This window comes from Tumebacillus lacus (genome assembly GCF_026410385.1).
Classification (GTDB): Bacteria; Bacillota; Bacilli; order Tumebacillales; family Tumebacillaceae; genus Tumebacillus; species Tumebacillus lacus.
In genome coordinates this window covers 19,932-42,679 of record NZ_JAPMLT010000008.1, presented here as the reverse complement: position 1 = coordinate 42,679, position 22,748 = coordinate 19,932, and the positions used below count along the sequence as shown (strand labels likewise).

Here is a 22,748-nt window from a genome sequence, read left to right as displayed (position 1 = left end):
GCGGGTTCTGGCAGACTTCTTACAACCAAGGAGGTACCATGACCCTGTTTCTTCCCATTCTCGTTGCTGTGATCGTCACCGTCGTCTATCTTGTCATGAAACGTCGTCAGGTGTGGGAACTCGTCCTGTTGAACATCATCGTCCTTGGGATAGGAGGCTGGTGGTGGTTCTACTACGGAACGTCTGATGGTTTGAGCCAAGTTCTTGGACTGTACATCTACGGAGCGTCTTTCTTGATCTTGAGCTTGATTGGTTTTGTCACGGTTCTAAGAAGGCCACAAAAGTAACAGAATGATTGATCAGAGTTCCCTTAGAGGCCAAGTGCTCTTTGCGAGGCGGGGCGTTGGTGGAACATCAGCCGATGACCGAGCAGGAGTTTGCCCGCCTGTATGAACGGCTGTGGAAAAAGGGGCAGGGGGCGGATCTGGAAGGGTTGAAAGCCCGCATCGCGGCGCTGAAGCCGACCGCCGCCCCGCTCACCGGCGACAAGATGGCGTTGTACGCAATGGCGTTTGCCAAGCAACCGCTCAATTCGAAAGAGGCATGGAAGATCGCGGTCGTCAACGAGTGGATCGACCGCGAGTTGCAGGCGCGATCCCCGCAAAAGCGGGCGTTGACGCGGGCGGAGGGGTACTACCAAGTCGTGCGGTTGCATGACCTGATGAAAGAGCGAAGTCATTGATATGTCAGCCGTTCCCATGCGCTTGGACAGCGCGGGGGGCGGCTTTTCTCTTTTTCGAGTTCGCGTTACAATGAGGGCACAGAAAAACAGACAGTCGGAGGTGAGACGTGTGACGACGCACACGCATACGGAATTTGCCGCGTTGGAAGAGGGGATCATCTCCTGCGAGCGTTGCCCGCGTCTGCGCGAATGGTGCCAACAGGTCGCGGTGGAAAAGCGGGCGAAGTATCGCGACGAGGAATACTGGGGGCGTCCGGTGCACGGATTTGGCGACTATGATGCCCGGCTGATCCTGCTGGGGTTGGCTCCCGGCGCACACGGGGCCAATCGGACGGGACGCGTGTTTACCGGGGACGAGTCGGGGGTGTGGCTGTACGAGGCGTTGCACCGCTTTGGCTATGCCAACCAGCCTCGGGCGGAAGGGCGCGGTGACGGGCTGGTGCTGACCGGCGCGTACATCTCCAACATCGTCCGCTGTGCACCGCCGCAGAACAAGCCGACGACCGGCGAGATCGCCGCCTGCCGCCCGCATCTCGAGACGGAACTCGCCCTTTTGAAGGAGAAAAAGGTGATCCTGGCGCTGGGCAAGCTGGCGTTCGATCAATATAAAAAATGGCTCAAAGCGGCCGGTGTCGATGTGAAGGGCGTGGAGTTCGGGCACGGCGCGACCTATCGCTTTGACGGCTATCCGACGCTGCTCGGGAGCTATCACCCGAGCCAGCAAAACACGTTCACGGGCAAACTGACACGGGAGATGTGGACGGACATTTTCACCAAGGCGAAAGCGTTGACCGAGGCGTAAGGAAGAGCGGAGAGGAGGCGAGCGAGGATGATTCAAGGGCTGTCGTATCGGCACGGCATTTTCTTTTTTCGCATCGGCGAGGGGATCGCGCACGCCACGTATCGGGACGGCGCGGTGAAGACGCGATTTCTGCCGTGGAGTTGGGCGGGCGTCGGGTTTATCGCGTCGCGGGTGCTGTTCACGCTGCCGTGGTACATGTGGGCGTTGGCGGCGTTGATCTTCCTGCTGCGGTTGCCCTTGTACCTGCTGTTCCTGCTCGGGGCCGGGTATCATTTTCTCTTTCCCCGCTCGCTGCGTCAGTATCACGGGGCGGAGCACAAAGTGTTTTCGTATCGCGGCGCGGTCGATCTCTACAACCTGCGCGAGATCGCCGACGCGGATATCGTCAATCGGGGCTGTTCGACCAATTCGGTGTCCCAACTCTTTCTCGTCTTTCTGCTCCTCGCCCCGTTTGTCGGCGGCTGGTGGGCGCTGGGAGCGGCCGGGCTGTGCATGGCGCTCGTGCCGCGCTTGGCGAGACCGTTCGAGACGCGGGTGTTGTTCCCGATCTCGGCGTGGCTGCAAAGGCGGGTGACGACCGCCGCTCCGTCAGAGGAGCATCTGCGCACGGCGATCCTCGCGTACCGGAGCCTGATCGTGGGGCGTGCGATCCCGGAAGATGAATATGTGTGAAAAAAGAGCCTTCCCGAGAAGGCTCTTTTTTTCATGCCTGTCCGCTTTGTTGCATAACCTGAAAGGGAAAGAGGGGGCCGACAAAGGTGGACAAATATCGAGATCTGCTGCTGGTGCATGCGTTTCTTTTATTTAAAATCATCTTTTTCCATATCGGCATCGACCAAGGCTTTGGCGCCTGGGATCGGCTGACCACCTCTCTGGCTTTGTTGCTCGTGTGCACCGGCTGGCTGCTCGTGCTGAAGCCGCACGTGCGCCGTTATGCGCTGCTCGGCGTCAATCTCACGGTGTCGGTGCTGCTGCTCGCCGATCTGGTGTTCTATCGGTTTTATGAGCGGGTGATCCCGCTGCCGATCCTGCAACAGGCGGGGCAGGTGCAAAGTGTGTGGGACAGCCTCGTCACGGTGTTGTCGTGGCGGGATCTGCTGTTTTTTAGCGATTTTCTGTTTTTAGTGCCTTTTTTGTTTGTGTGGAGGGTACAAGGGACGGGACGGCGGGAGATAAAGAGACGGCGCACGGCTGCCTTGACAATGCTGGTCGGGGTGATGTTGCTGGCTCTCAATACGGCATATTTCTATCAGACGCAAGGCCCGCGTGCGTTCGCAGATCTGTACGGCAACGACGCGATGCAGAAACATTTCGGCATCCTCGGGTTTCATGCCGCCGATGTGTTCAACACCGCCTTGAGAAGCAGCGGCAACGGCGTGTCGACGGCAGATCGGCAAGCGCTGATCACCTGGATGGACATCCGCCGCAAGCAGGGGCAGGAAGGCGCTCGGCTGACCGGCGCGGCAAAAGGGAAGCGCGTGATCATCGTGCAGCTCGAAGCGATGCAAAATTTCCTGATCCACGCCAAAGTCGGCGGCCAAGAAGTGACGCCGACGCTCAACAGATTGATCGGCGAGAGTCTGTATTTCAATCAGTATTTCGCGCAGATCGGCGACGGCAACACGTCGGATGCGGAGTTTATGTCGCTCAATTCGCTCCATCCGGTACGAGCCGGCAGCGCGTACGTGCTCAAGAGCGGCAACCAGTTTCAATCGCTGCCAAAGCTCCTGAAAGAGGTCGGCTATCAGACGTACGTGTATCACGGGTACAAGCCGGAGTTTTACAACCGGGAGACGATGTATCCGGTGGAGGGATTTGATAAATTTTTCTCGCAGACGTATTTCCGGTCGGATGAAACGATCGGCTGGGGGCTGTCCGACCGGTCGTTGTACCGGCAAGCCTTGCCGATGATACAACGCATGAAAGGGCCGACTCTTTCCTATCTGATCTCGTTGTCCGGGCATCACACGTACAAGATCCCGGAGGAAAAGAAAGGTCTGACCATTCCTCAAGGGCAGTACAGCGAACTGTTTACCGACTATTTGCAGGCGCAGCATTATGCGGACGCGGCTTTGGGGGAGTTTTTGCAGGGATTGAAAACGTCGGGGCTGCTGGACGATGCTCTGTTGGTGGTGTACGGCGACCATTTTGCAAACGGGCTGAAGGCGGGGGAGATCCGTCGCTTTTTGGGGCAGCCGGAGCCGTTTGACCGGCATCAGGAGCATGAGTTAAAAAAGGTGCCGCTGTTGATCCGTCTGCCGGGAGGGGAGCCGCACGGCGTGCAGACGATCACCGGCGGGCAGATGGATCTGTTGCCGACACTGGCCAATCTGCTCGGGCTCGACCGGTCGAAGATGTTCTATTTCGGGCAGGATCTGCTGAACAGCAAGGACGGGTATCTCGTGTTTTCCCACTATGTCGAACGCGGCTCCTTTGTGACGAACGATCTGTTCTACCTGGCCGCCAAGAACGGGCGTTTTCGAGACGGGGTCTGTTACGCACGGGCGACGGGGCGTCCGGTCGGTCTGAACGCCTGTGAAGCGGGGTACAAAAAAGGTCAGTGGGAACTGGAGATGTCCGATCTGTTGTTGGAGACGAACGGTCTTCCTGCGATATTGGGCGGAAAAATAAAATTAGAATGACCAGTATAAAAAAGTCGAATTTTAAGAGGGAATCACATGTAAGAGGTAGAATATATCGAATTGTCCGATAGTATGAATCTAGCAGGTCATCAGCTGTGTTCCATGTGAAGAGGGGGACTCGATAGCATGTCGATGAAGAGTGTGGCAAAAGGGTTGGAGTACGCGCCGCCCGTCTATTCGCTCTATGAGTGTTTGGTGGCGACGGCGACCAAGCACGGTGACCGTCCGGCCGTGCATTTCTTTGATAAGACGATCACGCACGGCGAACTGCTCAAAGCAGCGGTGCAACTGTCCGCGTTTCTGCATGCAAAAGGCGTTCGCAAAGGGGATCGGGTCGGCATCATGCTCCCGAACGTGCCGCATTATGTGATCGCGTTCTACGCGTGCGCACGCCTCGGGGCGATCGTGACGCAGGTCAATCCGATGTACACGCCGCGTGAGGTGGAGTACACGCTGGAAGACTCCGGTTCCAAGGCGCTGGTCGTGCTCGACCGCCTCTATGCGGGGATCGCCGAACTGGACGCTGTGAAGAAGCTCTCCAGCGTGATCCCGGTGTCGCTCGGGGAAGCGCCCGCTTTTGAAGCGGCGAATGCGACGGCGTGGAACGGCGTGATGACGACGCCGTATGAGATCCCGGACCCGGCGGAGATCGATCCGCTGGAGGACATCGGCGTGTTGCAGTACACAGGCGGAACGACCGGTCGGTCGAAGGGCGCGATGTTGACGCATGCCAACCTTGTCGCCAACACGTGGCAGAGCATCATGGTGCTGGGCGGCGAAGCGATTGTGCCGGAAGACAAGATCTTGACGGCGATCCCGCTGTTCCACGTTTACGGCATGACGGTGGCGATGAACATCGCGATCTTCCGCGGCTGCGCGATGATCCTGATGCCGCGCTTTGACGTGCAAGAGATGCTGGAGGCGATCAAGCTGTATCGTCCGCGCCTCTTCCCCGGCGTGCCGACGATGTACGTGGCGATCGCCAACCACCCGGATGCGGAGGCGTACGGCATCGACGCCATCGAGATCTGCAACTCCGGCTCCGCTCCGCTGCCGGTCGAGGTGCTCCAGCGCTTTGAGCAGCGCACGGGGTCGATGATCTGCGAAGGCTACGGCCTGTCTGAGACCTCCTCTGTCGCCCACACCAACCCGCTCGACGGACGCCCTCGCAAAGCTGGCTCCATCGGCGTGCCGATCCCCGGCACCGAGGCGAAGATCGTCGATCTGGCGACGGGCGAGGAGATCGTCAATGTCGGCGAGATCGGCGAGATGGTGGTGCGCGGTCCGCAGATTATGAAGGGCTATTGGAACATGCCGGAGGAGACGGCGCATGCGCTGCGTGACGGCTGGCTGTACACGGGCGACATCGCCCGCCTCGACGAAGACGGCTATGCCTACATCGTCGACCGCAAAAAAGACATGATCATCGCGGGCGGATTTAACGTTTATCCTCGCGATGTGGAAGAAGTGCTCTACCAGCACCCGAACGTCCGGGAAGCGGTCGTCGTCGGTGTGCCGGATGAATATCGCGGCGAGAACGTCAAGGCATTTCTCGTCCTGAAAGACGGGGCCGAATGGTCGCCGGAGCTGGAGGAGCAGATGAACCAGTTCTGCCGCGAGCGGCTCGCTCCGTACAAAGTGCCGCGCCTCTACGAGGTGCGCGCCGAACTGCCGAAGACGCCGGTCGGGAAGATCCTGCGCCGGGCGCTGCGGGCTTAATTTCACGGGTAACTCAAGGGGAGGGAAACTTCCCCTTTGTTATGTCATACAACTCTATTATGTAACTCAAAGGGAGGCTGTACATATGCACGTATTCGAACTGTTTAACCTGCAAGGGAAAAAGGCGTTGATCACCGGCGGCGGCCGGGGGCTTGGCGAGCAATTTGCCCGCGCGTTGGCAGAGGCGGGGGCTGATGTGATCGTCTGCTCGCGTCGCGTCGAAAACTGCGAGCAGGTGGCGGCGGAGATCCGCGAGGCGACCGGGCGGGAAGCGCACGCGCTCGCACTTGACGTGACCAACCCGGAGAGCGTGAAAGAAGTGACGGTGAAAGCGACGGAACTTTTTGGACAGATCGACATTTTGATCAACAACGCCGGGATCTCCTGGGGTGCGCCGACGCTTGAGATGCCGCTCGATAAATGGGAAAAGGTGTTTGCCGTCAACGCAACCGGCACGTTCCTGATGGCGCAGGCGCTCGCGCCGGGCATGATCGAGCGCCGCTGGGGCCGGATTGTTAACATATCGTCTATCGCCGGGCTGTACGGTATCGACGAATCGGTGATGGCGACCGTCGGCTACAACGCGTCGAAAGGCGCGGTGATCTCTTTGACGCGCGACCTCGCCGTCAAATGGGCGCCGCACGGCGTCACCGTCAACGCCATCGCACCGGGCTTTTTCCCGAGCAAGATGAGCGAAGCGACGATGGAGCGCGGCGGCGATCGTCTCAAGCGGGCCTTCCCGATGCGACGCTACGGCAACGACGATGACCTGAAAGGCGCGGTCGTCTACCTCGCATCGGACGCAGGCGCGTACACGACAGGCCAAGTGATCGCGATTGACGGCGGCTTTACGGCCAAATAAAGGAGGGTCACAGAGCATGTACGATTTTTCCCCGACACCGGAACAGCAGGCGTTGCTCGACAAGGCGAGCCGCTTTATGGAAGAGCACGTCTACCCGAATGAGCCATACATGGAGCCGCATCGCGGGTTGCCGATGGAGATCTTGAAGCCGCTGCAGGCGAAAGTGAAGGAACAAGGTCTCTGGGCGGCGCATCTGCCGAAGGAAGCGGGCGGCCTTGGCATGGGCATCGTCATGCTCGGGCTGCTCAACGAGATCTTCGGCCGCTCGCCGATTGCGCCGCGCATCTTTGGCACCACCGCGCCGGACACCGGCAACTCGGAGATCCTGTGGATGGCCGGGACGGAGGCACAAAAGAAGAAATACCTCGAACCGCTGGTCAACGGCGACATCCGCTCCTGCTTTGCCATGACCGAGCCGGAAGTGTCCGGCTCCGACCCGACCGGGCTCCGGACCCGTGCGGTGCAGGACGGCGACGAGTGGGTGATCGACGGGCACAAATGGTTTACCACCAACGCGGTCGGCGCGGAGTTTGTCATCGTGATGGCGGTGACCGACCCGGACGGACCGCCGCACAATCGGGCGAGCATGTTCCTCGTCGACGCGGACAATCCAGGCTACGAGATCGTCCGCGAGGTGCCGGTGATGGGCGACCACAGCGAGGGCGGGCACTGCGAAGTGCGGTTTACAAACTGCCGCGTGCCGCAGGAGAACGTGCTGGGCGAGATCGGGTCCGGCTTTAAATTGGCCCAACTGCGCCTCGGGCCGGGCCGGATCACGCACGTCATGCGCTGGATCGGCGTGGCATCGCGCTCGTTCGACCTGATGCTCGACTATGCGCTGACCCGCGAGACGCGCGGCCGCAAGCTGGCGGAGATGCAGACGGTGCAGAACTTTATCGCCGATTCGGCGGCAGAGATCCAAGCGCTGCGCTTGATGACCCTGCATGCGGCGTGGAAGATGGATCAAGGGGACGAAGCGCGGACGGAGATCTCGTTGGTCAAATTTTTCGGCGCGAAAGTCCTGCACGACGTCATCGACCGGGCGATCCAAGTCCACGGCGCGCTCGGGTTTTCCGCCGACACGCCGCTGGAAGGCTGGTACCGCGAGGCGCGGGCAGCCCGCATCTATGACGGACCGGACGAGGTGCACCGCATGGTCGTGGCGAAGCGGCTGCTAAAGGAATACGCGGAAAGGAAAAAAGCCGATGAGCGAGCAACAGCGCACTCGTGAGACGATCCCCGTGCGAGCGGGGGAAGAGCTGGATCTGGCGCGGCTGACCGCGTATCTCGGGGAGCATGTGCCGGAGCTTGCCTCCGGAGACTGGCGCGTGGAGCAGTTTGCGGCGGGGCATTCCAACCTGACGTATCTGCTGCGGGACGGGGAGCGGGAAGCGGTGCTGCGCCGTCCGCCGCTCGGGCCGGTCGCGCCCAAAGCGCACGACATGGGGAGAGAGTCGCGGTTGCTCGCCGCCCTGTCGCCGTTGTTTGCCAAAGCGCCAAGGCCGTATCTGTTCTGTGAGGACACCGCTGTGATCGGATCGCCGTTTTTCGTGATGGAGCGGAAAAAGGGCGTCGTCGCCGACCGCAGATGGCCGGTGGAGTACGAGCAGACGGAGGAGAACGCCCGCCTGATGTCGGAGGCGTTGATCGACACGCTGGTCGAACTGCACAGCGTGGAGTGGCGCGGCACAGGGCTGGCGGAGATCGGCCGCCCGGACGGCTACATGCAGCGTCAGGTCGCAGGTTGGATCGAGCGCTATGAGCGGTCGAAGACGGACGAGATCCCGGAGGCGGCGCTGGTGGCGAAAAAGTTGACCGACGGGCTGCCGGAGTCGCCGACCGCGACGATTGTGCACAACGATTTGAAATTGAACAATCTGCTCCTCGATGAAAAAGACCCGTCCCGGGTCACCGCCGTCCTCGACTGGGAGATGGCTACGCTCGGCGACCCGCTGTCCGACCTCGCGATCACGTTGTCCTACTGGGCGGAGGCGAGCGACCCGGAGGTGCTGCGGCAGGGCCTGTCGCCGCTGACGACGCGGCCGGGGTTTTACACCCGCGAGCAGTTGATCCACCGCTATGCGCTGAAAAGCGGGCGCAGCGTGGAGCAGATGGACTTTTACATGGCGTTTGCCACGTTCAAGATCGCGGTGATCTGCCAGCAGATCTATTTCCGCTGGAAACAAGGCCAGACGCAAGACCCCCGTTTCGCCGGCATGGGCGCGGTGGCAGCGCAACTGATCAAAGTCGCGGCAAAGAGTTGAGGATGAGAGAGAACGGCATGGGTGCATGCCGTTCTTTTTGATTGACAAAATCTGTGAAGGGGCGTAAAGTAGGTCGTGACCACGCGGTCATGACTGTGTGGTCACGACATGAAGGAGTGAACGAAACTGACATTTGAATTATTTCTCAATCTGCCGGAAGAAAAGCAACGCGAAATCTTCCGCGCGGCGCTCGCCGAGTTTGTGGAATACGGATATGACCTCGCATCGACGAACCGGATCGTCGAGCAGGCCGGTATTTCCAAAGGGGTGCTGTTCAAATATTTCAGCAACAAAGAGGGCCTGTTCCGCTACGTCTGCGAACGGGGCGCACAGGAGATGGAGCGGGCGTTCGATCTCGCGCCGGAGGAGTTGCCGGACGACTTTTTTGAAGCGTTGAAAGTGCTGGCGTGGCGGGAGATCGAGTTTTCGCAGGGGGAGCCGGAGATCTACCGGTTTTTCCAGCGCATCGCGGAAAACATGGCGCACCCCGTCCATCAGGGGGTGATCGCGACGATTGCGTCGAGCACGCAGGGCTTGTATCTGAGCATCATGAGCCGATTGAACGTGTCGCAACTGCGGCCGGATGTGCCGTATGAGACGATCCTGCACTATTTCAAATGGGTGATGGAAGGCGCGAAAAAGCACTTGTTTGCCGTCGAACCGCCGCCGCGTGATGTGACGCTGCTGCGGGCGTATCAAGAGCGGGCGATGGAGCAGTTTGACGTGTACTTTGAACTGGTCAAACACGGGATCTACCGCCGCTAGAGGGGGAGAGCAGAGGATGATTCAAGTCACGGGATTGGAGAAGCGGTTTGGCAACGGCCGGGGGATCTTTGATCTGAATTTTCAGGTGAAGCAGGGCGAGGTCTACGGCTACCTCGGCCCGAACGGGGCGGGCAAGTCGACGACGATCCGCCATCTGATGGGCTTTTTGAAACCGAGCCGAGGCCATGCGCGGATCGGCGGTCTCGACTGCTGGCGGGACGCGGCCGAGGTGCAGAAAAAAGTCGGCTATCTGCCGGGGGAGATCGCGTTCTTGGACGGGATCAACGGCGCGGAGTTTTTGGACCTGCTCGCCGGGATGCGGGGGTTGAAGAGCAAAGCCCGCCGCGAGGAGTTGATCGAGCGGTTCCAGTTTGACAGCAAGACGCCGATCCGAAAAATGTCCAAAGGCATGAAGCAAAAAGTCGGCCTCGTCGCCGCCTTTATGCATGATCCAGCGGTGCTGATCCTCGACGAGCCGACTTCAGGTCTGGACCCGCTGATGCAGAAGTTGTTCGTCGAACTGTTGCTGGAGGAGAAGGAGAAAGGGACGACGATCCTGATCTCGTCGCACATGTTCCAGGAGATCGAGCGCACGGCCGACCGGGTCGGCATCATCAAGGACGGCGTGCTGATCGCCGAGGAGAACGTCCACGACCTGCAAGCTCGGCAAAAGCGGATCATCGAGGTCACGCTGGCGAGCGCGGCGGAGGCCGACCGGCTGGCGCAGTCGGGGCTCGCGGTGGCAGACCGGCACGGCAACCGGGTGGGGATCGCGGTGCAGGGAGAATATCAGCACCTGTTCCAAACGCTCGGGGGCTATGCGATCACCGGCGTCGATGTGCGGACGCTCGATCTGGAGGAGTTGTTTATGCACTACTACGACCGCAACGATCACATGGGCGGCAAGGAGGGAGTACGATGAATCTCGCGCTGTATCGCTCGATGATGAAAACGCACGCTCGGACGCTTTTCGGGTATGTGTCGGGGATCGTGCTCTATCAATGGTTGGTGATCTGGATCTTCCCGACCATCGCCGACAATCCGAACATCAATGAACTGATCAACTCAATGCCGGAAGGGATGCGCAAGGCGTTCGGGATCGAGGGCGGGTTGAATGAACTGACCGATTATCTGGCCAATGAGTTTTACGGGCTGCTGTTCGTGCTGATCCTGATGATCTACAGCGTGATGACGGCGATCCAACTGGTGGCGCGGCTGATCGACAGAGGCTCGATGTCGTATCTGCTCGCCACCTCTGTCTCCCGCTCGCAGGTGGCTGTGACGCAGGCGCTGGTGTTGATCTCCGGCCTGTTGCTGATCGCACTCTCCAGCACGGTCGGCGGCATCGCGGGGGTGGAGTGGTTCGTGCCGGAGCGGCACACGTTTGAGACGGCGGCGTTTGTGCAGATCAACCTGATGGGGATGCTTCTGTTTTTGGTGATCGGGGGGTATTCGTTCCTGTTCTCCTGCCTGTTCAACGACGAGAAGCGAGCCCTCGCAGCGGCTGCCGGCCTGACCGTGCTCTTTTATGCCGCCGACCTCGTCGGCAAGCTCAGCAGCGACCTCGACTGGCTGCAAAATGTCACGGTGTTCACCCTCTACCGCCCGGCAGAGATCGCGCAGGGCACAGTTGAGATCCTGCCGACGGCGATCGGGCTCGCGATTGCGGCGGTGGTGCTGTTTGTGGGGAGCGTGACGGTGTTTCAGAAGCGGGATCTGCCGTTGTGATAGGAAAAAGAGCCCTATTTTCAACTTAGAAAATAGGGCTTTTTAATTTTGGTGTTTTTGGAGTTTTGGAGTGTATTTTTGGAGTTCTTGGTGTATGATAGACAGGAAAAGGGGGAATCTGCTGTGAGTGGTTTGGATACGCATGATTTTGAAAAAGTAAGCGAGGCCGTCTCCATGCATCTGCGAGATGGTCAGGTGGAGATCAGCTTGAGCTTGGTTCGTACCATGCGCGCCCTGCTTCAAACCGGCAAGATGGCCCACGACTTAGCAAAGATCTTCGAAAAATTATCTCGCGATGTCAAAGATACTTTGCTCTGCAAGCACCAAGAATTAAATGAAAAGGAATACCACGAGATGCTGGACCTATTTGAAGAAACAGTAGCGATGTCTGTATATAAGCCTGCAAATGATGAGAGCCGGGAGGATGAACAGGAAGTTTATCTAAGCACCGGTGAGACAGCCAAAAGGATCGGAGTCAGCCAACAAACGATCTTAAACATGATTCAGGATGGCAGAATCAAAGCGATTCGCCCAGCGGGTACACATTACAAAATTCCTGCTTCACAATTTGTGCAAGCAGAAAAGGATATTCGAGAATTCGAGCGTGTGGTGGAAAGCCTGCACAGCAAATATGCGGACGAGATCACAGAAGAAGATCTTGACAGCATTTAAACGTTTAGATATTATCAATGTATAATACAGAAGTGGGCTGTGTCTAATTTAATACACGCGATATGTTTGGGTGAGCTCTGTTTTGCAGATGCTCGCCCTTTATTTTTGTCCGGGGGTGTACCAGTGAAGAAATTGTTGATCGACACGAACAACTTGTGTGCGAGCATTCTGTCTCCCAAGGGAACAGCGAATCAATTGCTTAAGTTGGGGCTTCAAAAAGTGTATGAACCCGTTATTACCGAGGTGGTGATTGCGGAGTTTATGAACAAATGCAGAGTGGGGATGGGCAAAAACAACAGATTTAAGTACACCGAAGAGGAGATCGACAGCTTTTTGGAAAGCCTGTATCCGATGCTCAGTGTCGAGAACATTCGCAAAGTCAGTATCGGCCGCGGATTTATGCTCGATCCCCGTGCCTATCGGATGCCGTTGCATGAGGTCCTCTACGAATTGACCAATCGCACGCGGGATGATCTGCTGAATACCATTTGGCAGAAGACGCGTGTCATGCCGTCCCAAGTTGATTTGGACGATCTGCATGTGATGGTGGGTGCACTGGAGACGGATAGCGATGCGATCATCACACGGAACTTGAAAGATTTCCCCAACTCGCTTGGACGAATTCAGATCATGACGCCTGATGCAGCATTGGCTATTTTCCAAGAGGAGTGAGTAGTGGTAGACTCGGAATATATTCCCATTCAACAACAAAGGAGACTCCCCCTATGACCTGGCTGATCGGTTTGCTTGGCAGCGTGACCATTGCGGGGCTGGCCTATTGGAAGCGGTCTTTGTCCGGGTCCGGGTTTGCGATGGCGGTGGCGGTGGGGACGGTGTTGTATGCGGCGGGGAGCTTGGCGTGGTTTGGGACGTTGATCGCCTTTTTCGTGTCGTCGTCCCTGCTGTCCAAGTGGAAGCATCGCCAAAAAGCGGCCGTCGAATCCACCTACGAAAAATCGGGCCGCCGGGATGCCGGTCAAGTGCTGGCCAACGGCGGGCTCGCCGCACTGCTCGTCCTCGCCAACGCCGTCGCCCCGCATCCGCTGTGGTGGGCGGCGTTCATCGGCGTGATGGCGACCGTCACCGCCGACACGTGGGCCACCGAGATCGGCGGGCTGAGCCGCGTGCCGCCCCGCTCGATCCGTACCCTGCGCCCCGTCGCCCCCGGCACATCGGGCGGGATCACCGGGCTCGGTCTGCTCGCCAGCGTGCTCGGCGGCCTGTTCATCGGGCTCGTCGCTGCGCTGCTCCTGCTGATCCAGCCCTCGCAAAGCGCCGAACACCTCGTGCCTTTGGCCCTCCTCGGCGGGCTGGTCGGCTCGCTGACCGACTCGTGGCTCGGCGCGACCGTGCAACGCCTCAATCGCTGCCCCGTCTGTCACCGCGAGCTGGAAGCCGCCCGCCACTGCGGCACCGAAACACACTACCACCGCGGCGTTCGCTGGCTGAACAACGACGCCGTCAATCTGATCGCCTCCGCTGCAGGCGGCCTTGCCGTCCTGATGGCAGTCGCGCTGTTTTAGAAATCGATCACCAAACTCCAAACAAAAGAAAAGAGGTATCCTCCATGTACGCAGAACAACAGGCGAACCTCGTTTTACATACCGACAAATACCAGATCAACATGATGTACGCGCACTGGAAACACAACACGCACAACAAAAAAGCGGTCTTCGAAGCCTACTTCCGCAAACTCCCGTTTGGCAACGGCTACGCAGTCTCCGCCGGTCTGGAGCGCGTCGTCCGCTACATCAACTCGCTGCGCTTCGACGAGGCCGCCCTCGACTACCTGCGCGAACAGGAAGAGAACTACGACCCGGCCTTCCTCGAAGAATTGAAATCGTTCCGCTTCACCGGCGATCTGTACGCCTGCGAAGAGGGCACGCTGGTCTTCCCGAACGTTCCGTTCCTGCGCGTCGAAGGCCGCATCTTCGAAGCGCAACTGATCGAGACGGCCGTGCTGAATTTCTTCAACTTCCAAACGTTGATCGCCACCAAAGCCGCCCGCATCAAAGTGGTCGCGCCCGATGACATCCTGATGGAGTTCGGCACCCGCCGCGCCCAAGAGGCGGACGCCGCGATCTGGGGTGCGCGGGCTGCGTACGTGTCCGGGTTCCACGCGACGTCGAACATGCGCGCCGGTCAGCTGTTCGGCATCCCGACCAAAGGCACGCACGCCCACGCGTGGGTGCAGGACTTCGACAGCGAGGAGGAGGCGTTCACCCGATTTGCAGACGCGCTGCCCGGTCAATCCACGCTGCTCGTCGACACCTACGACACGCTGAAAAGCGGCGTCCCGAACGCGATCAAAGTCGCGAAGCGGCTCGCCGCTCAGGGCGACGGCAAAACGGTGCAGGCGATCCGCCTCGACAGCGGCGACCTCGCCTACCTCTCCATCGAAGCCCGCAAAATGCTCGATGCTGCCGGTCTCACGCATGTGAAAATCGTCGCGTCCAACGACCTCGACGAGCACACGATCCTGCATTTGAAAGCGCAAGGCGCCCGCATCGATTCGTGGGGCATCGGCACGCAGTTGATCACCGCTGCCGACCACCCGGCCCTCGGCGGGGTGTACAAGCTCGTCGCCAAAGAGACGGCAGACGGCACCCTCGCGCCGACGATCAAGATCTCAGGCAACCCGGAAAAGATCACCACGCCAGGTTTGAAAAACGTCTACCGCATCATCTCCCGCGAAACGGGCAAAGCGGTCGGGGACTATCTCACCTTGCAGTCCGAAACGGACGCTGCAAAAGGCGAGCCCTTGACCCTGTTCGACCCGGTGCACACCTATCTGAACAAAACGATCACCGAGTACGACGCGGTCGACCTGCTCACACCGATATACCAAAAGGGCGAGCAAGTCTACGAACTCCCCACCCTCGACGCGATCCGGGAGCACCATCGTCAGCAGATCGGCCTGTTCTGGCCGGAGACCCTGCGCCTGCTCAACCCGGAGCCGTACCATGTCTCCTTGTCCAAACAGACATACGACATGAAAATGCAGATGATCCACGGCATGAAGGAAAAACTCAACCGTGATCTCAATCAATAACACAAACTTTTTTTTCCAGCCCGTGAAACGTTGGGCTGCTTCGTGGTGACTAAACTTTCAGGAAGTGACAAATTTCTGGAATTTCAGGAGGTTAGACCCATATGAAAAGCATGGCTGGAAAATCGGTCCTCACCTTGACTGCCCTCTCGCTGCTCGCCGTTCCCGGCGTTGCGAGCGCGCACGAAAACCACATCCACATCCAGATCGACGGAGTGGAGCAATCGTTCGAATCCGCGCCGTATCTGAAAAACAACCGCACGCTCGTCCCGTTCCGCGCCATCCTTGAAAAGCTCGGTGCCGCCGTCCAGTGGGATGCGGCCACCTCGACGGTCACCGCGACCAAAGACGGCACCGTGATCAAACTGCCGATCGGCTCCCAGACCGGCACGATCGACGGACAGGCGATCCCGCTCGACACCGCCGCTGAGATCTCCGGCAACCGCACGATGGTGCCGCTGCGATTTGTCGGGGAAGCGCTGGGGGCGGATGTGCAGTGGAACGCCGCTGCCAGCACCGTCGTGATCACCACCGGCATCTACCCGCCGGGCCTGCGCCACCCGCTCAACCTCGCGCTGACCCATGAGCCGGAATCGCTCGATCCGGCCCAAGCGACCGCTTATCAAACGCACGATGTCATCAACCAGATCGGCGAAGGACTGACCCGCCTCGATGACAACGGCCGCGTGGTGCCGGGCGTGGCCAGCGCCTTGGACGTCTCGACAGACGGCATGACCTACACCTACCGCCTGCGCGATGACGCGAAATGGTCGGACGGCTCCACCGTCACCGCCGCCGACTTTGAGTATGCATGGAAGCGCATGGTCGATCCGGGCACCCGCTCGCAGTACGCATTCCACCTGACCGACACCGTCAAAGGCGCGCTCGACTTCAACGCGGGCAAGGGAGACGCCGACGACGTCGCCGTCCGGGCCATCGACGACCGCACGCTGCGCATCGAATTGACCCGCCCGGTGCCGTATTTCAGCGAACTGGTCACGCTCCCGATCTTCTTCCCGCAAAAGCAATCGTTCGTCGAGGCAAAAGGCGCCGCATACGGCAACGGCCCGGCCAATCTGCTGTCCAACGGGCCGTTCAAACTGACCGCTTGGGATCTGCACAACTCCCTGACCGTCGAGAAAAACCTCACGTACTGGGATCAAAAACAGGTCAAGCTGCCGAAAGCGACCTTCCACATCGCGGGCGATCAAAACGCGCTGGAAGCGATGTACAAAGCGGGCCACCTCGACCGATTCATGGTGTCGAGCGATCAGTATGACACCTACAAAGACTCCAAAGACCTTCAAGTAGGGCACGATCTGATCGTCTCTTACGTCAACTACAACCAGAAAGTGCCTGCGTTGCAAAATGCGCTGATCCGCAAAGCGCTGACCTACGCGGTGGACGCAAAGACGTACGCCGGTCACGTGTACAACAACGGCTCCGAAGCTGCGACCGGATTTGTCCCGACGGGCGTCTCCAACGGCAAAGGCGGCGACTACCGCAAAGACGCGGGCGACCTGATCGACCGTGACACCCGTTTGACCCAAGCGAAAGGCATGCTGGCAGAAGGGATGAAGCAACTCGGCCTGACCGAGTTCCCGACCTTGAAACTGCTCGTCGACGACACCGCCACGGGCAGACTGGGCGGCGAAGTGCTGGCTCATCATTGGGAGCGGGGCCTTGGCATCCAGGTCGAGTTGGAACCGGTGTCGTATAAAGTCCGTCTCCAACGCACCGATACGGGTGACTATGACATGGCGTTCGCGCTGTGGGGTGCCGACTACAACGATCCGATGACGTTCCTCGACATGTGGACGACCGGAGCACCCTTCAACCACGTCGGCTACAGCAACGCCGCCTACGATGTGTTGATCCGCGAAGCCAAGGCGATGCCGGACGCTGAAAAGCGCATGGAGATGCTGCGCCATGCGGAGGAGCAACTGATGGCCGACATGCCGATCGGCCCGGTCGCCTTCCACAACAAATCGTTCGTGGTCAAACCGTACGTGAAGAACCTGCAAACCAACTCGTTCTTCCCGTCCCTCGACCTCAAGCACACGTTTGTCTCGGGGAAATAGCACACCTGCGCATCCACGCACAAAAAAACGGCCTTCCGCTCCGGGAGGCCGTTTTGATATGTGTATCGGCGAAATAGAAAAGGCACGGTACTTGCGCCACAAGTACCGTGCTTCCATCAGAAGGAGAAAGCTAAGTGTAAGAATAGTATCTGCAGCGTCCGTAGAGGTTATACCTCCTTTGCTCGAGCCCTGGGGCCTGTCAGTCACACAATGTACGATTGTGTGCTATAGAGTACGGACGTGTCCGTCTCTTGATGGGGGTAGGAGCGAGTGGGAAATGATGGCTCACGATTTCCCACTCGCTCCATAGAACGCCCGTACCGTCTGCCTGCACGACGCATCCAACTCCTCGGCCGTGATCCCTTTCAAGCGGGCGACCGCGCCCCGCACCTCATTCAGAAAGAGCGGCGTGGTCGGCCGTCCGGCAAACGGACCCTCATACGGCCAGGGGCCGTCCGTCTCGATCAACAACTGCGCAAGCGGCACCCGGCGTGCCAATTCCTGGTCCCGCTCCCGCCAGCATACCTCCGGCGTCACGGAGACGATGTGCCCGGCTGCGAGCAGAGCGTCGAGCGCAGGTGCATCGGCTTTCAACCAATGAAAATGCGCCCGCACACCGGAATGTCGCTCCAACACTTGCAAAGCCAGCCCTGCCTTGTCATGCACCGCATGCAGGACCAGCGGCAATCCCGTCTCCGCCGCCAGCACGGCAAACTCCGCCAACAACTCCTGGTAGCCCGCCAAGTGCTCCGTCTGCGAATAATGCGGCAGCCCGACTTCGCCAATCGCGGCGAGGGAGGGCTGTTCGTTTTGAATCAGCGCAAAGATCTCCTCCCGCTCCGACCGCTTCGGCAACGCCTGCTCCGGATGCCAGCCGAGCGCCGCCCGCACAAAGTCCGGGTGTCGCCGTTGCAACTCCAGCGTGCGATGACAGCTCCGCACATCGGTCGCTACCGCGATCACACTTTCCACACCGCCCGCTCGCCAAGCGGCGATCTCCCGTTCCACCGTCTCAGCCGGATATTGTGCCAGATGCAGGTGCGCATCGATCATCGCAGATCACCTCCTCTTGCTATTTTACCAAATCGCTCTGTAAAGGAAGGGTTGCCGGAAGTAAATGCGAATATCAGTAAATGTACAGTAAATTCCGAAAAAGGAGTGAAATGATTTGCATCCACTCGCGAGACAGTCGAGCCTGTTCCACCGACAGCCCGTGCTGCGCCACATGCTCTGCTGGCTGTTGGCCCTCACGCTGATCGTATCGGGACTTGTCCCGAGCACAAGTGCGGCCGGTGACAGCCCGTTTGTCACCGTCAGCGAAGACAGCTTCATCGTCGCGCCGGGCGTCGTCCACACGGAACGCACCCTGCACGACGGCGAGCACGTCGAAGCGGTCAACATGATGGAGGTCGATCCGACCGACCCGAACATCCGCCTCGAAGTCACCTCGCCCAAGGGCAAAGTCATCGCCCTCGACACCGTGCGAAACCAAGCCGCGCAACTGGGCGGCGCAGACCAACGCGTCGTCGGCGGCTTCAACATGGACTTTTTCAACACCGATCCGACCTACGCGGGCACGCCCGTCGGCCTGCAGGTAAGCAACGGGGAGTTGGTCACCGGCACCTCCGTGCCGGGGCGCGGCTATCTGGCCGTGTTTGGCGACGGGAGCTTCAAGATCGGCTCCGGGATCACGCTGACCACCGCTCTCACGCTGGCTGACACGGGGGAGACCCGCGCTTTTAACGGCGGCGTCAACAAGCCGCGCACCAGCGGGGCGACAAACCATCTCTACCTGTACAGCCCTCGATTTAACGCCACTACGAAATCGGTGGGAACGGGCGTCGAGATCGTCCTCCACCCGACCGATGCCAAACTCGCGCTCGGTCAGACGCTCTCCGCCACCGTCGAGTCGGTCAGCACCGCGACCAACAACGCGATCCCGGCCGGCAAATGGGCGATCTCCGCCAGCGGGGCGCAAGCATCGTGGGCGCAGGCCCACCTGACGCCGGGTCGCTCGGTCACCGTGCGGCTCGATCTCGACAACGGCCTGACCGCTGCCCGGCAGATCGTCACCGGCTCGACCACGATGGTGCAAAACGGCCAACCGACCGCAGCGGCGTTGAACGACAACGTCGACCGTCACCCGCGCACGTTCGTCGCGGCGCGTGACGGCAAGATCGCGTTCCTCACCTTCGACGGCCGTCAGCCGACCTACAGCGACGGCGTCACCATCGCCGAAGGGGCGCGCTACCTCGCCGGCATCGGCATGGAAAGCGCCTTCAACGTCGACGGCGGCGGCTCGACCACCTACGCGGCGCGACTGCCGGGCGACACCGGGCTGTCGATCCTCAACTCGCCTTCCGACGGCTTTGAACGTGCCGTCTCCAACGCGATGATGGTCGTCTCCACCGCTCCACAAGGCGAACTGGCCCACCTCGTACCGCAGCCGAAAGGGCCGGTCAAACTGATCGCGGGCGGCACCTTGCCGTTTACCGTGAAAGGGCAGGATCAGCATTACAACGGGCTTCCGGTCGATCCGGCCGCTCTGACGTGGTCGGTCGATCCTGCCGTCGGCAGCGTCTCGGCAAGCGGCGTGCTCACCGCCGCCGCTCAGCCGGGGGAAGGCACCGTCACCGTCCGCTCCGGCGGCGTGACAGCAGGAGTCGACGTGGCGGTGGTCGACACGGTCGCCCGCCTCACGCTGGTCCCATCACCGGCATTGGTCAACCCGGGCGACAAACAGCTCTTCACCGTCAAAGGCTATGACGCAGCCGGGCAGGAGATCGTGCTCTCTCCCGACCGCGTGACGTGGTCGACCGAAGGCGCCATCGGCACGATCTCGCCGAACGGCGAACTCACCGCCGTCACCGGCACCGCCAGCGGCAAAGTGATCGCCGTCTTTGGCACCGCCCGTGCGGAAGCTGTCGTCAACATCGGCAAACCACCGGTGATGCTGGAAGACTTCGAAGACATCACGGACCTCTACTCCTCCTCGGCCCGGGCCAACTCGGTCTCGCTCTCCCTGACGAGCCGCCCGAACCCGGTCCGCTACGGCACGCACGCCGCCAAACTGGCGTACGACTTCACCGGCCAAGCGGGCACCTCCGCCGCCTACGTCAACATCCGCGGCACGGCCGGACTGATCGGCCGCGCCATCGAGGGACGACCGCAAAAATTCGGCCTCTGGGTCTACGGCGACGGCAAAAACCACTGGTTGCGAGGCCAGTATGAGGACGGCAACCTGACCAAAAAGACGATCGACTTCACCCCGGCAGGCGGCCTGAACTGGGTCGGCTGGAAGTACGTCGAAGCGACCCTCCCGTCCGACGCGGTCTTGCCGCTGGCGATCCGCCAACTCTACCTCGTCGAGACCAGCGTCGCCAACAAAAACAGCGGCTCGATCTATTTTGACAACCTGCGCGCCGTCTACAGCGACACCGGCGAAGACCTCGTCGGCCCGACCTTCTCGGCGTATGCACCGGCAGCGGGTCAAAAGATCTACAGCAATCAACCGACGATCTCCGCCACCGTCCGCGATGACGGCAGCGGCGTCGACACCGGCTCCCTGAAAATGACCCTCGACGGCCACCTCGTCGCCCACCAGTACGACGCGGCCACCGGGAAAGTCACCTTCACCCCGGCGACGGCGCTGACAGACGGCCCTCACACCGTCGTCCTCGACGCCACCGACAAAGTCGGCAATCCGGCCTTGCCGCGAGGGGAGTGGACGTTCAACGTCTACACCGGCCCGGATACGGACGCACCGACCGTCTCCGTGATCGCGCCGCATGACGGCACGACCACACGCACCGACCGACCGCGCATCGCCGTCCAAGCGACCGATGCGTACACGGGCATCGACTCCGGCAAAACGACCCTGACGGTCGACGGCGAAACGGTCGCTCACAGCACCGACGAGACGAGCGGCACCGTCTGGTTCACCCCGGCTGTGAAATGGGAATCGGGCACGACGCACCAAGTCACCGTCACCGTCGCCGACCGAAACAACAACCCGGCCACGAAGACGTGGGCGTTCACCGTCGGCGCACCGCTCGGTCAGCCGCAAAACGCCGACTCCTTCCAGATGAGCGTCATCGGCGACGGCGGCTACTACGCGGCCGGGCAAGGGCAGACCGCCGCCGACATCCTGCTCCGCGAGCAGATCGCCCGCATCAACCAAGAGCCGTCCGAACTGATCGGCTACACCGGCGACATCGTGGAAAACGACACGGCGGCCAACTACGTGCTCGGCGTCGAAAACATGAACGCCTTCCGCGCGCCGTACATCGTCTCCATAGGCAACCACGAGATCTCCGGCACCAACTCGCGGGTCAACTACCAAAAGACGTTCGGCGAGCCGACCTATTTCTACGACTACGGCAACGCCCGCATCATTGGCCTCGACTCCGCGTCGGGCAAGATCAGCAACTCCGACCCGTCGCAGTGGCCGTGGCTGGCACAGACGCTGCAAGACAGCACCGAGCAGAGCCACATCTTCCTCTTCATGCACGTCCCGCCGGATGAAGTCAGCGCCGAGGGCAAAGACTTCAACACCGGTCACGGGTTCAAAGATCCGGCGGAAGCACAGCGCTTCTACGACCTGCTCGGCGCGTACAAAGCGGCCCATCCTGAGAAAAAGATCGTCGTCCTCAGCGGCGACCTCCACGCCTACCACCACAAGACGGTGCAGGGCGTCGAGTACATCATCTCCGGGGGCGGCGGCAAGTACACGCACATCCCGGCCAACGAAGGCGGGTACTTCCATTACGTAAATCTGAAGATCGACGGCGACGACCTGCAATGGGAAGTCGTCCCGCTCCTCGACTCCATCCGCTGGACGAAAGAAGCGGCCGAACTGCGTGTCGGCGAGAGCGCGAAACTGGCCGCAGACGGCATCTTCCAGACTTCGCTCAACGCTCCGATCACGCTGCCGGTCGCAGATCCTTTTAAAACGGAGTGGATCACCAGCGATCCGAACGTCGCGACCGTTGACAGCGACGGAGAGGTCAAAGCAGTCGCTCCGGGCACAGTGGAGATCACGTTGAGATCCGGCTGGCGGGAAGCGAAGACACAAGTGCGCGTCCCGTCTGTCCTGACCAGCGAACTCCCGTCCGAACTGGTCTTGCGGGAACAAAACAAGTTCTCGATGACCGCGATCTTCCACCCGGAGGACGCAGAAAAACAGTATCATTTACGGATTTCTTTCAACGATAAAGGTCAGATCTCCGCAACAGATTTTAAGTCGTGGAATGAAACAGACGTTGAGTACCACAAACTCACCTTCGACGAAAACGGCGTCGCCACCGCCGCGTACACGAGCGACTTTATGCTGAAGTTCCACGAAGCGGGCGTCTACCGCTACCTCGTCGAGATCGTCGCCGCAGACGGCACCGTGATCGCGAGCAAGGCGGAGAGTGTCACCGTCGTCACCAAAAAATAGCACCAAAAAGCCGTCCCCACACACCGGGACGGCTTTTTCTCG

The 22,748-nt window shown here is 60.1% G+C and carries 19 protein-coding genes; 18 read left to right on the top strand and 1 reads right to left on the bottom strand.

The features are described 5' to 3' along the window. Positions 1 to 38: 38 nt before the first annotated feature. The 17 genes from OS242_RS13740 to OS242_RS13660 all read left to right on the top strand — a co-directional run bounded on the left by OS242_RS13740 (position 39) and on the right by OS242_RS13660 (position 17,266). Positions 39 to 287 (top strand): hypothetical protein, encoded by a 249-nt coding sequence (locus tag OS242_RS13740; RefSeq protein WP_267152256.1) that lies wholly within the window; start codon positions 39 to 41, stop codon positions 285 to 287. Between the two features lie 59 nt (positions 288 to 346). Then, the gene (locus OS242_RS13735; RefSeq protein ID WP_267152255.1) at positions 347 to 682 is read left to right on the top strand and encodes a hypothetical protein; all 336 of its coding nucleotides are present in this window, start codon (positions 347 to 349) and stop codon (positions 680 to 682) included. 109 nt (positions 683 to 791) lie between these two features. Next, the gene (locus OS242_RS13730) at positions 792 to 1,484 is read left to right on the top strand and encodes a uracil-DNA glycosylase (RefSeq protein ID WP_267152254.1); all 693 of its coding nucleotides are present in this window, start codon (positions 792 to 794) and stop codon (positions 1,482 to 1,484) included. Between the two features lie 27 nt (positions 1,485 to 1,511). Then, positions 1,512 to 2,156 (top strand): DUF1385 domain-containing protein, encoded by a 645-nt coding sequence (locus OS242_RS13725; protein ID WP_267152253.1) that lies wholly within the window; start codon positions 1,512 to 1,514, stop codon positions 2,154 to 2,156. A gap of 86 nt (positions 2,157 to 2,242) precedes the next feature. Continuing rightward, positions 2,243 to 4,126, top strand: a complete 1,884-nt coding sequence (locus OS242_RS13720; protein WP_267152252.1) for an LTA synthase family protein — start codon at positions 2,243 to 2,245, stop codon at positions 4,124 to 4,126. Between the two features lie 126 nt (positions 4,127 to 4,252). Next, the gene (locus OS242_RS13715) at positions 4,253 to 5,845 is read left to right on the top strand and encodes a long-chain-fatty-acid--CoA ligase (protein ID WP_267152251.1); all 1,593 of its coding nucleotides are present in this window, start codon (positions 4,253 to 4,255) and stop codon (positions 5,843 to 5,845) included. 85 nt (positions 5,846 to 5,930) lie between these two features. Then, entirely contained in the window at positions 5,931 to 6,707 is a 777-nt protein-coding gene (locus OS242_RS13710; protein ID WP_267152250.1) for an SDR family oxidoreductase, read from the top strand. A gap of 16 nt (positions 6,708 to 6,723) precedes the next feature. After that, positions 6,724 to 7,938 (top strand): acyl-CoA dehydrogenase family protein, encoded by a 1,215-nt coding sequence (locus OS242_RS13705; protein ID WP_267152249.1) that lies wholly within the window; start codon positions 6,724 to 6,726, stop codon positions 7,936 to 7,938. Next, positions 7,913 to 8,971, top strand: a complete 1,059-nt coding sequence (locus OS242_RS13700; RefSeq protein ID WP_267152248.1) for a phosphotransferase family protein — start codon at positions 7,913 to 7,915, stop codon at positions 8,969 to 8,971. The genes OS242_RS13705 and OS242_RS13700 overlap by 26 nt, the downstream gene beginning before the upstream one ends. 126 nt (positions 8,972 to 9,097) lie before the next feature. Next, positions 9,098 to 9,736: a TetR/AcrR family transcriptional regulator gene (locus tag OS242_RS13695; RefSeq protein WP_323372955.1), complete on the top strand. Its 639-nt coding sequence runs from the start codon at positions 9,098 to 9,100 to the stop codon at positions 9,734 to 9,736. Between the two features lie 16 nt (positions 9,737 to 9,752). Beyond that, positions 9,753 to 10,658 carry an ABC transporter ATP-binding protein gene (locus OS242_RS13690; RefSeq protein ID WP_267152247.1) on the top strand — a complete coding sequence of 302 codons (906 nt, stop codon included), beginning with the start codon at positions 9,753 to 9,755 and terminating at the stop codon, positions 10,656 to 10,658. After that, the gene (locus OS242_RS13685) at positions 10,655 to 11,464 is read left to right on the top strand and encodes an ABC transporter permease subunit (protein ID WP_267152246.1); all 810 of its coding nucleotides are present in this window, start codon (positions 10,655 to 10,657) and stop codon (positions 11,462 to 11,464) included. Before OS242_RS13690 ends, OS242_RS13685 begins: the two co-directional genes overlap by 4 nt. A 123-nt stretch (positions 11,465 to 11,587) precedes the next feature. Beyond that, positions 11,588 to 12,136, top strand: coding sequence for an excisionase family DNA-binding protein (locus OS242_RS13680; protein WP_267152245.1), 549 nt, complete (start codon positions 11,588 to 11,590; stop codon positions 12,134 to 12,136). A 123-nt stretch (positions 12,137 to 12,259) separates the two neighbouring features. Next, positions 12,260 to 12,808 (top strand): PIN domain-containing protein, encoded by a 549-nt coding sequence (locus OS242_RS13675; RefSeq protein WP_267152244.1) that lies wholly within the window; start codon positions 12,260 to 12,262, stop codon positions 12,806 to 12,808. A gap of 53 nt (positions 12,809 to 12,861) precedes the next feature. Then, positions 12,862 to 13,659, top strand: a complete 798-nt coding sequence (locus tag OS242_RS13670) for a DUF92 domain-containing protein (protein WP_267152243.1) — start codon at positions 12,862 to 12,864, stop codon at positions 13,657 to 13,659. Positions 13,660 to 13,703: 44 nt separating this feature from the next. Beyond that, the gene (locus OS242_RS13665) at positions 13,704 to 15,188 is read left to right on the top strand and encodes a nicotinate phosphoribosyltransferase (protein ID WP_267152242.1); all 1,485 of its coding nucleotides are present in this window, start codon (positions 13,704 to 13,706) and stop codon (positions 15,186 to 15,188) included. A 101-nt stretch (positions 15,189 to 15,289) separates the two neighbouring features. Next, positions 15,290 to 17,266 (top strand): ABC transporter substrate-binding protein, encoded by a 1,977-nt coding sequence (locus OS242_RS13660; protein WP_267152241.1) that lies wholly within the window; start codon positions 15,290 to 15,292, stop codon positions 17,264 to 17,266. A 285-nt stretch (positions 17,267 to 17,551) separates the two neighbouring features. On the opposite strand, the gene OS242_RS13655 is transcribed toward OS242_RS13660, so the two are convergent. Further along, positions 17,552 to 18,319, bottom strand: coding sequence for a TatD family hydrolase (locus OS242_RS13655; RefSeq protein WP_267152240.1), 768 nt, complete (start codon positions 18,317 to 18,319; stop codon positions 17,552 to 17,554). A 115-nt stretch (positions 18,320 to 18,434) separates the two neighbouring features. On the opposite strand from OS242_RS13655, the gene OS242_RS13650 reads away from it, so the two are divergent. Beyond that, on the top strand, positions 18,435 to 22,706 hold the full coding sequence (locus OS242_RS13650; RefSeq protein WP_267152239.1) for a phosphodiester glycosidase family protein: 4,272 nt from the start codon (positions 18,435 to 18,437) through the stop codon (positions 22,704 to 22,706). Positions 22,707 to 22,748 lie beyond the last annotated feature (42 nt).